Consider the following 12359-nt stretch of genomic DNA (forward strand, 5'->3'; position numbering starts at 1 on the left):
AAAAGTTCGCCGTCTCGGAACATCGCCCGCCTGAATCAGTCCGCCGGGAAAAAGGCCGGCCCGACCACTCTCACCGGCCGCGCGCCGATCGCCGTTTCGATCGGCTGATGCTGGGCGGCGCCTTGCACCTCGGCAACAGGCGTTTTTGCCTCTGCGGGAACGGCACCGGCGGTTTCGATCCCGGATTCAGGAATTTCCGCGACGATGCCAAAATCCGGCTTTGCCGTCGGCAAGGGAATGATGGCGTTGGTCATGTTGGCCGGTGTCACGGTTCGTGCCCTGAGTTCGGCGACGCGCCGATAATAGCGCTTGACGTCGCAGGCCTTGAAGTTCGCGTCGTCGCGGTACCGGAACGCGGCAGGTAGCTCCACATAGGGTTTTCCCGACTGGAGCGCGACCATCTCTTCAGTCTCGCGAGTGGCGTCGCTCAGCGTGTAGAGGTCGACGCCGGCATCGTCGCAGATATAGCGGCACTGATCGACCGTTTCCTTCAGATCGTCGCTCTTGGCGAACTGCGATTTTGGCGCGGGGAAGAAATATCCGTCCGACAAGCGAACGCAAAACAGCATCCGATTGCCGCCCATTATTGTGCCTGCGAACTGGGGTTTGGGTGCTGTGCGCTGCTGCGCCGGCTGTTTCTTGGCAGCGGGGGCGGCGCAGCCCAGCGCGACAAACCTGGCCTTCAATCCGGACGTGTCCCTGCCCGAATTCGACAGTCTGGCGATCTGGCGTTGCACCTCCGCCTTGCTGGCGACCAGGTCGGCGCAGGGGTTGAAGAAGAAGCCGGCCGTTTTTGCCGTGCATCGGCGTTGTCTCTCCAGCTTTTGAAGCGCGGCGAGTTGCCGGCGCAGTCGGGCAAGCTCGGGGCTGGTCCCGCCGCTGCGCCCCGCCGAAAACAATTGGCTCCTGATAGCACCGCAGCTATCCGCGTAGGAGAAGGATGTCCCGAGCGCAATGGCTATTGCCGACACCAGCATCAGAATCGTGAGGAACCAGAAGCGTGTCATTGGAACGACCATTGTCCTTGTTGCACCGAGAACAGGATTTCTTTGTCGACTATGGATAAGTGCTGGCTAAATCAGTTATACCTAATTGAAGTAGACCACAACACCATCGGTGACTTCAGTTCTAGTGTAGTAAATCCACTCGCGTGAATTCAATATTACATTTTTATTTCAAGATTGAGACGAACCGGCAGCAACGACGCCCGCCACGGCGAAATTTGAAGCGCGCGGCTGGTTCCGCACCGCGATCAATCCGGCGTTGCCGGCCGGCCGTTGCTGAAACCTTAGCCCCAGGTTCGGCGTTGAGCGGCCAAAGGAGGAGACCGAAGATGTCGATCCACTTCACTGTCGCGGGGCTGACCAGGAATCTGTTCCATTCACTTGGGCTGGACCATGAACGCGCACCAAGGCCACTCGATCACGAGCAGAGGCTTTTGCTGGAGTGCTATCTCGCCGGCCAGATTCCGGAATCGGCCTGGAGCGACTATGTCTTCGAGATGCCGGAACTGGCGCGACATGTCGAGGCCAGACGAAGCCGCCACTAGATCCCGAAAAGTGGAATCCGGTTTTTGGAAAAGATCAAGGCGAAGCCTTCACTCGCGGTGCAGCCTGTTCTTGTTTGGGCGAGTTGAATTGCAGAGTGAACACCTTGCCCGGGATGCCTTGAGCCAGCGCCGGTGAAAAGCTCAACGGCAGGCAATGGTCCACGGCCGCGACCGCCGCGTCGACAAAAGCTTGGCGCGCCTTCTCCTCGCCGGCGACGCGGATGGCGGTCGGCTTGGGCCGGCCGATCAGCGTGCCATCGCGCCTGAAGCTGAAGCTCAGGGTGACGGTGGAATTCCCGGCATTCGCCGGAGGGGTCCAGCACGCCTGGATGGCAGCCCCGACCTCGGGCATGGTGTTGAGCGTCGCTGCATTCGATTGACCGGTTGCGCCCACCAGCATGGCGCCTGCAATCACGATCATTCCAGCAATGCTTTTCATGGCAGGGCCTCTGTCCTTGAACCGCCCTCGAGGACGGGACGAACTTCGATGGTAGGGCCGACGGCGGCGATGACAAGATGGCGGCGACGCGTTTCATCAGCCATGCAGGCGTCGTGAAACGCCGTCTGGCGCAACTTCGGCAGGGGCTGAAATAAGCAAAAGGCCGGCGCGCAGCCGACCTTTGCTTCCCATCCGCGCCAGTACATCCGTGGTCGCGGGCTGGAGGTGGATTCAGTAGAAAGGGTTTAGGTTAACGAAACCTTAAGCTCCCCACATCGTGCAAACAGGGGAGATTAAAAAAATCCCCAATTCATTACCGGCTCCTGCAGACGTGCGGACGACCGCTATTGGCATGTGCCTCAGGCGTTGGCCTGCGACCTCACATAGGCGATATAGCCGCGCACGTCGCCGGCCGGCTCGGCATAGGCCTTGCCGAGCTTCTTCTCGATCGCCGCCATATAGTCTTTTGCCCATTGGGGCAACGCATAGTCGATGACGGCGAGGAACTCGAGCGTCGCCGCCAGACGGATGTCGGCGATCGACGGGTCCTTGCCGCCGATGAACGGCTTGCCGTTCCTGAAGAAGGAGTGAAACACCTCCAGCGGCTCGGCTATCGCTTCTATAGCGGCCTTCTGGGCTTCCGACTTCTTGTCGGGATGAGCGTCGCTGTGCCCGACCTCGCCGGCATATTGCGGGAAATTCAGTGCAGGATAGGTGGCGCGCGCCACATAGGGGTAGAGCGTCCCGATCAGGTAGAACATGGCACTGTCGATCATTGCCCGCTTGGCCGGCGCCTTGGGATATAGTTTCTCCAGGCCGTGCTTGTTGGCGAGGTACTGCATGATGGCGCAGCTTTCCCACAAGACACCTCTCGGCAGGCCCTTGTCCTCGATCATCGGCGTCAAATGGGCCGGGTTTCGCGCCATGTATTCGGGCGAGCGCGTGAGGCCCCATACGTCGGTCTCGGAATGGTCGAGCCCGGCGGCGCGTGCAAACACCCGAACGCTCATATTGTTGACGCTCGGCTTCAGCATGCTGAGCGTGAGCGCCGGCTTTTTCGCCGGTTTCGCCTTGGCCTTCGCGGTCTTTTTGGTGGAGACTTTCGTCGCCGGCTTTGCCACTTTCGCCGCTGACTTGGCGGCGGCTTTGGCCGCCGGCTTCGCTCCTGGCCTGGCTGCCTTGGCCGCGGGCTTCTTTGCACTCATGGTTGCTGTCTTTGCCATTATATCCTCCCTTTGTTCGGCGTGCCGTCAGTACGGATTTTTCGGTGCGCGATCCTCCGACAAGGTCGTGCGCGAACGCTCGACCAGCGCCTGGATCGCATCGGCAAGGTGCACTTCGGCGATGTTGTAGTCGCCGCGCGCGACACGCAGCTTGTGCGCCTGCATCAGCACGTCGGCATGGCTGAAGCCGGCCGGCGGCTCGAAGCGGTAGGAGGCGAGCTCGATCAGCAGGCCGAGCGGATCCTCGAAATAGATCGAGTCCATGAAGCCGCGATCCTTGACGCCACTGTGCTTGATGCCGCGCTCGTCGAGCCGGGCGACCGCCTGCAGGAAGGTGACGCGCGACACCGCAAACGCGATGTGATGCACGCAGCCCGTATCGGTCGGCGTGCGCCGTTTCTCCGGCGTGCGGCTCTCGTCGGTGAAGACGGTGATCAGCCGGCCATCGCCCGGATCGAAATAGAGATGGCTTTCGGTGGCTTTGTCGAGGTTGGGCTGCTCGAAGATGAAAGGCATGCCGAGCACGCCCTCCCAGAAATCGATCGAGGTCTGACGCCCGGCGCCGACCAGCGTGATGTGATGAACGCCTTGTGACTGCAGCTTCTGCATCTGACTCCTCCCGGCCACGCCGTCTTGCCGCCGAACGGAAGTTCGGATGCCCAGTCGCGCTTGGATCGGCGCCCGGCATGTGACCGCGCCCGGCCTCGCGCGCCTGCGCTCCGCATTCCGCATCCTGCAGGAGTTCGGCCGGAGCTTTGATGAACGGATGCTAATTCAATCCGAGGCGTTGCGCCAGAAGCGCTGAGTTTTAAGAACTCCACGCAGGCGCCAAGAGCAGCACCGGGATCGCGGACGCCTTCGCCGAGCTCGCTGAAACGATCCGTCGCCGGCAGCTGTAATGGTGCGGCGGCCCGCAGGTCGCTGGGTTTCCCGAGCGGCCGGTTTGGCGACTGCAGGTCAAAGGGGCCTCGTTGACGCATGCCGCGCCTGGTTCGGATTACGGGCATCCGCGGCCCTTAGATGAAATCACATATTCTTCATCGGCACGTCGGGGCCGACATGTCCCCCATCGGCAGTGATCTTCAGCCTTGAGAGGTAGTGCTCCCATCCCCTTCGGTGGCTGTCACGCTCCTTTGCGTTCGGCAGTCCGCTGTGCGTGAAGCGGATCAGTGTCCCCGCATCCCTCGCGATCAGGTCGATCTCGACATGACTGGAGCCGGGCGGCACGGTCTCGTTGTCTTCCCAGCCAAAACTGTAGGCAAGACGGTGGACCGGGATCACCTCGGTGAACTCACCGCGCGCCATATGGCGACCACCGACATTGACGAGGAACAAACCGCCCGGCGTTGCATCCAAATTCGCTTCGGTCCCGATCCATCGCACGATCTGGTCCGGATCCGTCAAAAGCGCGAACACGGTCGCTTGTGGCGCGGCGACCTCAATCTCTGTGTAAACCGATTCCGCCATAGCTCACTCCAGGTCACATCCGCATCGAATACCGTGCTATTTAAGCGAATATGGGGAGTTGCAAGAAGATGTTCGAGGCGTAAGCATAAGCCGGTGCCGAGTGACCTTCTACCGATGCTTCTCGCAAAGTCGCTTTCATTCCTTCTGGACGACGCCGCGCATATTGGCGACGGTGGGCGACTTCTATTGCAGCTCTCAACGCATTTGATGGAAGACGGCTTGCCGATCATCGCCGGCGCGCTGGCGCAGGATGCTCCCGACCCAATCATTTCACGCCGTATCTGGCTCTGGCGAGCGCCTGGGGGTGAAGTGGTCGAGGCTTTGGGAATAGGCGCCGACCGTCAGAATGCCGATCCCCGGCTCGTGCTGCGGGAGTGGCTTGGCACGACGCGGGCGATCATGTTCGACGAGCGAGCGGGCGGTGTCGCACCGACTTTGGTGTGGGCCTTCGATCATACTCCGGATCAGGCGCAGTCAGAGCTGCTGCGGCAAATCTCCCGGTTTGCTGCGGCTCCGATGACCGCACTCGCAGAACGGTCCGCGAAACGCGCATTGCTCGAAGCATATTTGGGAAAGCGCAGTGCAGCACATGTGCTCAACGGTCATTCTCGTCGAGTAAGGGGAGAGACGATACGGGCTGCGCTTCTGTGCGCGGACCTTCGAGGTTTCACTGATCTATCCGAGGTTTATGATGCAGACGAGATCGTATTGGTACTTGATGCCTGGTTCGATTGCGTCGCCGGCGCGGTGCACGCATTTGGTGGTGAGGTTCTCAAGTTTATAGGTGATGGCGTCCTCGCGATTTTCCCGATTGGCGAGCGCGATGCAAATGCCGCATGTGACGCTGCGGTCCGAGCCGTGAAGGCTACGCGCGCCGGGATAGATCATCTCAACCAAACTCGGCGCCGCAATGGCGGCCCTGAGCTCGGATATGGCGTTGGCCTGCATGTCGGCGAGATACTCTGGGGGAATATCGGCACTGCCAGCAGGTTGGACTTCACCGCGATCGGCAAGGCTGTAAATCTTGTCAGCCGCATCGAAGGGCTGTGCAAGCGGTTGGGACGGACGGTGCTCGCGTCGACAGTGTTCGAAGCAGAAACTACCGAGCCGATGATCGCCATGGGCAGTCATCCGCTCGGAGGAATAGCAGGCGCGCAAACACTTTTCGGCTTGCCGGAATAGATCGAATGGTTGAGCGCGCCGTGGACGTGTCGTTCGCAGCACATCTTGGTATCGTGCGAAACCATGACTGAGAGAAGTTCGAACGACAAAGAAACTACGATACCGCAACTGGAGTATGGCGCGTTTAGAGCCCAGCCATGCGCGTCGCGCGCAGCTTCGCTGGCCGGTGCTAAAGGGCCGAGTATTCCGTCATCCACCCTTCGAGGGAGAGGCGCCTTCGCCGAGCTCGCCAAAACGATCCGCCGCCGGCCGCTGTAGCTCAGGTCGGCTCCAGGCAGTGCCGACCAGCGTGATGGACGCCTTGCGATTGTAGTTTCTATATCTGGCTCCTCCCCGCGTGGCATCGACTGCCCTGGTCAGCGCGACGTTCTGCGCGCCGCTAAGCGGTGCCTCAAGGCCCATGATGCAATACTAATGCAATCGGCTCCGCTGCGTCAGAAACGGCAATGAGCCAAATCCGCCGCGACCCTAGGCGATGGATCGGATTGATGGTTTGCCGAGACCTTGGAGAGACTTGGTACGCCCAAGGGGAATCGAACCCCTGTTCCCGCCGTGAGAGGGCGGTGTCCTGACCGCTAGACGATGGGCGCGTTCAAGAACCGGCGATATAGGCTGACGGCTGGGAAAAAGCAACTAGGCTCAGGGCCACTGCTCGCATAGACGAAATATCCGCTGCAAGCCTATCGTTTTGGCTCGATCAGGTCCCAGAGATTGCCATAGAGATCAGCGAAAACCGCCACAGTGCCATAGGTCTCGTGCCGGGGCGCCTCACGGAATTCCACGCCCTTTTCGAGCATCAGCGCATGGTCACGGGCAAAATCGTCGGTTTCGAGGAACAAAAAGACCCGCCCGCCGGTCTGGTTGCCGATCGCGTCCCTTTGCGCATCGCCGGATGCCTCGGCGAGAAGCAGCCGCGCGCCCTGCCCTTTGCCCGGCGTGATGGTGACCCAGCGTTTGCCGCCGCCGAGATCGACATCTTCGGTGAGGACAAAACCCAGCCGGTCGACATACCAGGAAATCGCCTCGTCATAATTTGCGACGACAAGCGCGACCGTGGCAATGCTGCGGCGTTCGGCAAAACCGGTCATTTGTTCCTGATCGAAAAACGGCCGATGATACGGCGCTCAGTGATGTCATAGACGAAGATAGCGCGGCTGCCGTCGGGCAGCTCGGCGTCGATCGACAGGTGATTGCCGGAGAGCGATTGGCTGACCACCCTGGCGCCGACCGGCAGCACGATGTCGCCGTTGACCGTTTCGCCGATCGGCACCTGGATGTCGCTGCTCAGCGGCGGGGCGGCAGGCGGCGCGTTGCGCGCTTCGTAGACAAGTGCTGCTATCACCACCATAAGGGCGAGGAACAGCAGGCCGAGATTGATGGCGACGAAGCGGACGAGCTTCCTCCGCACCTTTTCGACCTCGGGGTCGAGCGGCTTTTCCTCGTCTTCGTCGGCAAGCGGCCGGGCCATGGCAGCAGATTCCGGAACTGTTTTCGATGAGCGCTCATAACGAAGAGGTCAGACAATTAATAGGGGCCGGACCGATCGTGCTGGAGGCGGGCGCCGATGCCGCCGGCCAGCGGCTCGACCAATGGCTGGCGGCCAGGCTCGGCCCCGACATGTCGCGCAGCCGGGTGCAGATGCTGATAAAGCAGGGCGCGGTCAGGATCGGCGGCAAGCCAGCCAACGAGACGAAGCGCAAGATGGCACAAGGCGACAGCGTGTCGGTCGACATGCCGGAGCCGGAACCGGCGGAGCCGCAAGGCGAAGATATTGCGCTGGACGTCCTCTACGAGGACAGCGAGCTGATCGTCATCAACAAGCCGGCCGGGCTGGTCGTGCATCCCGGCGCCGGCAACTGGACCGGCACGCTGGTCAACGCGCTGATCCATCATTGCGGTGACAGCCTGTCGGGCATCGGCGGGGTGAGACGGCCGGGCATCGTCCACCGCCTCGACAAGGAGACCAGTGGCGTCATGGTCGTCGCCAAGACCGATCGCGCCCACAAGGCGTTGTCGGAGGCCTTTGCCGACCACGGCCTGACCGGCGATCTCGAGCGCGCCTATCTGGCGTTGGTCTGGGGCATACCGGCAAGGCCGACCGGGACGGTCGATGCGCCGCTCGGCCGCGCCGCCGACCGGGTACGCCGTGCCGTGGTGCCGCAAGGCCGCGACGATGCGCGCCATGCCATAACGCATTTCACCGTCGTCGAGCGCTTTGGCGAGCAGCAGCAGGAATTCGCCACGGCGAGCCTGGTCGAATGCCGGCTGGAGACCGGTCGCACCCACCAGATACGCGTCCACCTGGCCCATATCGGCCATCCGGTGATCGGCGACCCCGAATACGGCCAGGCTTTCCGCACCAAGGCCAACCGGTTACCCGAGCCGCTAAGGAGCAAGGTAAAGGCGTTTCCGCGACAAGCTTTGCACGCCCGCCTCCTTGCATTTCGCCATCCCGATACCCATCTAACGATGAGGTTCGAAGCAGCGATACCGTGGGACATGGAGGAACTCGTCGACGGCTTCCGCAAGCTCTGAACCAACCACCTGAAAACCTGACCGGCGTTGTTCACTTCAGCGTGACACACTGTTTCGTGTTGAACAAATGCCTGTCTTTCTGGTTTTGTTCCTATATATGTCGGTTGGCGCGAATGTGCCTTTGGCATTCGTGCCACATGCCCGCCGCGTTTCGGGGGCATCACTCCAATAGAGAGGGGGCGCTATCATGGCCCAGTCATTACCCAGTATCGTTTCCGGCGAAGGCGGTCTCAGCCGCTACCTGGAAGAAATCCGCCGCTTTCCGATGCTTCAGCCGCAGGAAGAGTACATGCTCGCCAAGCGCTACGCCGAGCATGAGGACACCACGGCTGCGCACAAGCTCGTCACCAGCCACCTTCGGCTCGTCGCCAAGATCGCCATGGGCTATCGCGGCTACGGCCTGCCGATCGGCGAGGTGATCTCGGAAGGCAATGTCGGCCTGATGCAGGCCGTCAAGAAATTCGAACCGGAGCGCGGCTTCCGTCTCGCCACCTATGCGATGTGGTGGATCAAGGCCTCGATCCAGGAATACATCCTGCGCTCGTGGAGCCTGGTCAAGATGGGCACCACCGCCAACCAGAAGCGCCTGTTCTTCAACCTGCGCAAGGTGAAGGGCAAGATCCAGGCGCTCGATGAAGGCGATTTGAAGCCCGACCAGATCACCGAGATTGCCACCCGGCTGAACGTCACGGAAGCGGAAGTCGTGTCGATGAACCGCCGTCTGTCGGGCGACGCCTCGCTCAATGCGCCCATCCGGGCCAGTGAAGGCGAGTCCGGCGAATGGCAGGACTGGCTGGTCGACGACCACGAAAGCCAGGAAGAGATGCTGATCGAGCAGGACGAGCTGGAAAACCGGCGCGGCATGCTGTCCGGCGCTCTTGCCGTGCTCAACGACCGCGAACGTCGCATCTTCGAGGCGCGCCGCCTCGCCGATGAGCCGTTGACGCTGGAAGAGCTGTCGGCCGAGTTCGATATCAGCCGCGAGCGCGTGCGCCAGATCGAGGTGCGCGCCTTCGAGAAGGTGCAGGACGCGGTCAAGGCCGCGGCCAAGCGCCAGACGCAGGCGTTGCGCACCATCGAGGCGCAGCCGGCGGCGTAAGGCCTCCAAGAGAACCAAAAAAACGGCGGCGTCAGGTAACTGGCGCCGCCGTTTTTTCCAAAGCGCGTCGCGTTCGACCGGCCTTGTGCAATGCGCTTAGATCCTTGTTTATGAAAGTCGTTATCGCAACACCGCTGCACGCGGATGTCCGATCCGCCGCCGTAACTGCCGTAGCCTCGCCAGGCGTCCGCAGACGATCGCATTGATAGCGGCATTACCGCAATTTTCCCCAAGCCCTGAAAACCGTAACGCTGCAAGCTGTGGCGTCGATATTCCGGCGCATTCCACAACCCGGCGCTCGCAGCAAGTGGCGCGATAACGGGCCGCTGGGACTGCCTCAGGCAGTTGGAGCTCGTCTGTTGGAAACGAAAGGCAGTATGACGATGACGATTTCCCCGTTTCTGACCGCTCTTGGATCCGAAGGTCCCCCAGCCGATCGGGCGAAAGACATGGTCCTCTATGGATGGCTAATTGGAAGCTGGGAAATGGACTCGGTCCACTATCTCGACGACGGCACAATCCAGAAATGGGATGGCGAATGCCATTTTGGCTGGGTGCTCGAAGGCCGCGCGATTCAGGACGTTTGGATCAGGCCCAAGCGCCCTGCGCCGTCCACGATGTACGGCACGACCCTGCGCATCTTCGACCCTGGGATCGATGGCTGGCACATCATATGGAACGACCCGCTCAACCGGGATCACTCGCGCCAGATCGGCCGAGCCGAGGGTAAGGACATTGTCCAGCTCGGCGATGACTCGCGCGGTCTGAAAACTCGTTGGCGTTTCACAGAGATCACTGCCAACAACTTCCATTGGATCGGCGAGGAAAGATCTTCCGAGAGCGACCCTTGGCAAATCACGTATGAACATTTAGCCCGCCGAACAAAACCCTGACGCAGAGTAAACACCTAGCTGGCGTTCTGCGCCGCTCCTCATCCGGCTGCCGCCACCGTCTTCCCGTCTGGACCTATCGGATTCAAACATCGCAAAAATTCGAATCAGGATCAATAAGGATCAATAACTTGGATGACCGTCGCAGAACGATGAGGCGGCCCCAGTTTGGATGGCACTGTAGTGCCAGCGACCCATCTCCTCACAGGCAATCGAGCGGAAACTTCAGATAGCGCCGTCCGTTGGATTCCGGTTCCGGCAGGCGTCCGCCGTTCATGTTCACCTGCAGCGCGTGCAGGATCAGCCGCGGCATCGGCAACGTCCTGTCGCGGGCTTGGCGGAGCGCGACGAAGTCGGCTTCCGTCTTGCCGCCGGCAACATGGATGTTGCTGGCTTTCTGCTCCGCGACCGTGCTTTCCCACCGCGCTTCGCGACCGCCCGGCTGGTAGTCGTGACCGACGAACAGACGTGTCTCGTCCGGCAGCGCCAGGATGTCCTCGATCGAACGCCAGAGCCGCTCGGCACTGCCGCCCGGAAAGTCTGTCCTGGCGGTGCCGCTATCCGGCATGAACAACGTGTCGTGGATGAAGGCGGCGTCGCCAATGACGTAAGTGATCGAGGCCAGTGTGTGGCCCGGCGAGAACAGCACTCTCGCCGGAAGACCGCCGACCGAAAAAGTTGCGCCGTCGGCGAATAGCCTATCCCATTGCGAACCGTCGGCGGAGAATTCCGACCAGTTGTAGATCACCTTCCACAATTTCTGGACGTCGATGACCTTTTCGCCGATTGCCGTCGGCGCTCCGGTTCTCCCCCTCAAATAATGGGCGGCGGAGAAATGATCGGCATGCGGATGCGTGTCGAGGATCCACTCGACCTCCAGCCCGCTTTCCCTGACGAAGTCGAGCAGGGCGTCGGCGTTCTTCGTTGCCGTTGCACCGGACCTTTCGTCGAAGTCGAGCACCGGATCGATGATGGCGCATTTGCGGGTCGCCATGTCGGCGACCACATACTGGACGGACCCGCTCGGCTCGTCATAGAAGCCGGTGACCTGCGACCTGGCCGATAATGCGTCCAATCCCAGCCTCCTTCGCCCCTCACCACGGCAGGAAGGATTTTCTCTGCCACGGCAAATGAAAGGCATGGTTGTCCGTCAACCAGGCGCCGTCAAGCACCCCATGCTCATAGGGTCAGGAAAACCGAAAATTTCTCCGTGCCGCCCCTGCCTGCTCAGGCGGAAGGCTGCTTGGTCTTCCTGAGATATGGCAGGATCGTCTCATAGGCGCCGAAGCGCTTGATGGCATCCTCATTCGAGACGGCAGCGGTGATTATGACGTCCTCGCCCTGCTTCCAGTTCGCCGGCGTCGCCACCTGGTGCTTGGCGGTCAGCTGCATGGAATCGATGGCGCGCAGGATTTCGTCGAAGTTGCGGCCGGTCGTCATCGGATAGGTGAGAACCAGCTTGATCTTCTTGTCGGGCCCGATGACGTAAACCGAACGCACCGTGGCATTGTCGGCGGGCGTGCGGCCTTCCGAGCTCTCGCCGGCACCCGCCGGCAGCATCTCGTAAAGCTTGGCGACCTTGAGATCCTTGTCGCCGATCAGCGGGTAGTTCACCGAATGACCGGTCGCGGTCTTGATGTCGTTCTGCCACTTTTCATGGCTTTGGACGGGATCGACCGAGATGCCGATGATCTTGACGTTGCGCTTCCTGAACTCGCCTTCGAGCCCGGCCATTGTGCCGAGTTCGGTCGTGCAAACCGGCGTAAAGTTCTTCGGATGGCTGAACAATACTGCCCAGCCGTCGCCGATCCATTCATGGAAGCTGATCGGTCCTTGCGTGGTCTCAGCGGTGAAGTCCGGTGCGATATCGTTGATACGAAGGCTCATGGCGTGTCCCTACCCTGTGAGTGCAGATCGCAGCCGGCGTTGACCGGCGCTGCTTTTGCCTTTCTATCACTCCGGCGTCATCCTTCAA

15 protein-coding genes and 1 tRNA gene are annotated in these 12359 nt (G+C 61.1%); 5 read left to right on the plus strand and 11 right to left on the minus strand.

What is annotated here, in order from left to right; genetic code table 11:
• Positions 1-35: 35 nt before the first annotated feature.
• Positions 36-1007 carry a DUF2865 domain-containing protein gene (locus NKH80_RS15025; RefSeq protein ID WP_352687312.1) on the minus strand — a complete coding sequence of 324 codons (972 nt, stop codon included), beginning with the start codon at positions 1005-1007 and terminating at the stop codon, positions 36-38.
• 326 nt (positions 1008-1333) lie between these two features.
• Here NKH80_RS15025 and NKH80_RS15030 point away from each other — a divergent pair, with 326 nt between their 5' ends.
• Entirely contained in the window at positions 1334-1549 is a 216-nt protein-coding gene (locus NKH80_RS15030; RefSeq protein ID WP_254816566.1) for a hypothetical protein, read from the plus strand.
• A 34-nt stretch (positions 1550-1583) separates the two neighbouring features.
• Here the strand turns inward: NKH80_RS15030 and tolA are convergent, their stop codons facing one another.
• The 4 genes from tolA to NKH80_RS15050 all read right to left on the minus strand — a co-directional run bounded on the left by tolA (position 1584) and on the right by NKH80_RS15050 (position 4678).
• Positions 1584-1988 carry a cell envelope integrity protein TolA gene (tolA, locus tag NKH80_RS15035; RefSeq protein WP_254816565.1) on the minus strand — a complete coding sequence of 135 codons (405 nt, stop codon included), beginning with the start codon at positions 1986-1988 and terminating at the stop codon, positions 1584-1586.
• Between the two features lie 359 nt (positions 1989-2347).
• Complete coding sequence (locus tag NKH80_RS15040; protein ID WP_352687310.1) at positions 2348-3211, minus strand: glutathione S-transferase family protein; 864 nt, start codon at positions 3209-3211, stop codon at positions 2348-2350.
• A gap of 27 nt (positions 3212-3238) precedes the next feature.
• Complete coding sequence (locus NKH80_RS15045; protein WP_352687308.1) at positions 3239-3820, minus strand: VOC family protein; 582 nt, start codon at positions 3818-3820, stop codon at positions 3239-3241.
• 417 nt (positions 3821-4237) lie between these two features.
• Positions 4238-4678, minus strand: coding sequence for an SRPBCC family protein (locus tag NKH80_RS15050; RefSeq protein WP_352687306.1), 441 nt, complete (start codon positions 4676-4678; stop codon positions 4238-4240).
• Between the two features lie 114 nt (positions 4679-4792).
• Here NKH80_RS15050 and NKH80_RS15055 point away from each other — a divergent pair, with 114 nt between their 5' ends.
• Positions 4793-5860 carry an adenylate/guanylate cyclase domain-containing protein gene (locus NKH80_RS15055; RefSeq protein WP_352992174.1) on the plus strand — a complete coding sequence of 356 codons (1068 nt, stop codon included), beginning with the start codon at positions 4793-4795 and terminating at the stop codon, positions 5858-5860.
• A 189-nt stretch (positions 5861-6049) separates the two neighbouring features.
• Here NKH80_RS15055 and NKH80_RS15060 read toward each other — a convergent pair whose 3' ends face one another.
• The 4 genes from NKH80_RS15060 to NKH80_RS15075 all read right to left on the minus strand — a co-directional run bounded on the left by NKH80_RS15060 (position 6050) and on the right by NKH80_RS15075 (position 7328).
• Entirely contained in the window at positions 6050-6262 is a 213-nt protein-coding gene (locus NKH80_RS15060; protein ID WP_352992175.1) for a hypothetical protein, read from the minus strand.
• A gap of 113 nt (positions 6263-6375) precedes the next feature.
• Positions 6376-6450, minus strand: a tRNA-Glu gene (locus NKH80_RS15065).
• Between the two features lie 90 nt (positions 6451-6540).
• Positions 6541-6948 (minus strand): VOC family protein, encoded by a 408-nt coding sequence (locus NKH80_RS15070; protein ID WP_352992177.1) that lies wholly within the window; start codon positions 6946-6948, stop codon positions 6541-6543.
• On the minus strand, positions 6945-7328 hold the full coding sequence (locus tag NKH80_RS15075) for a fimbrial protein (RefSeq protein WP_352992178.1): 384 nt from the start codon (positions 7326-7328) through the stop codon (positions 6945-6947). The genes NKH80_RS15070 and NKH80_RS15075 overlap by 4 nt, the downstream gene beginning before the upstream one ends.
• Positions 7329-7354: 26 nt before the next feature.
• Between NKH80_RS15075 and NKH80_RS15080 the strand changes: the two genes are divergently transcribed.
• The 3 genes from NKH80_RS15080 (at position 7355) to NKH80_RS15090 (ending at position 10387) form a co-directional block, all read left to right on the plus strand.
• Positions 7355-8395, plus strand: a complete 1041-nt coding sequence (locus tag NKH80_RS15080; RefSeq protein ID WP_352992180.1) for an RluA family pseudouridine synthase — start codon at positions 7355-7357, stop codon at positions 8393-8395.
• A 187-nt stretch (positions 8396-8582) separates the two neighbouring features.
• Entirely contained in the window at positions 8583-9494 is a 912-nt protein-coding gene (gene rpoH / locus NKH80_RS15085; protein ID WP_352992182.1) for an RNA polymerase sigma factor RpoH, read from the plus strand.
• Positions 9495-9853: 359 nt separating this feature from the next.
• Positions 9854-10387, plus strand: a complete 534-nt coding sequence (locus NKH80_RS15090) for a hypothetical protein (RefSeq protein ID WP_352992184.1) — start codon at positions 9854-9856, stop codon at positions 10385-10387.
• 199 nt (positions 10388-10586) lie between these two features.
• On the opposite strand, the gene NKH80_RS15095 is transcribed toward NKH80_RS15090, so the two are convergent.
• Together NKH80_RS15095 and NKH80_RS15100 are read right to left on the minus strand one after the other, a co-directional pair.
• Positions 10587-11459 (minus strand): MBL fold metallo-hydrolase, encoded by an 873-nt coding sequence (locus NKH80_RS15095; RefSeq protein ID WP_352704319.1) that lies wholly within the window; start codon positions 11457-11459, stop codon positions 10587-10589.
• A 152-nt stretch (positions 11460-11611) separates the two neighbouring features.
• Positions 11612-12271 carry a peroxiredoxin gene (locus NKH80_RS15100; RefSeq protein WP_023678511.1) on the minus strand — a complete coding sequence of 220 codons (660 nt, stop codon included), beginning with the start codon at positions 12269-12271 and terminating at the stop codon, positions 11612-11614.
• Positions 12272-12359: the final 88 nt, after the last annotated feature.

The organism is Mesorhizobium sp. M0904, from assembly GCF_040319475.1.
Classification (GTDB): domain Bacteria; phylum Pseudomonadota; class Alphaproteobacteria; order Rhizobiales; family Rhizobiaceae; genus Mesorhizobium.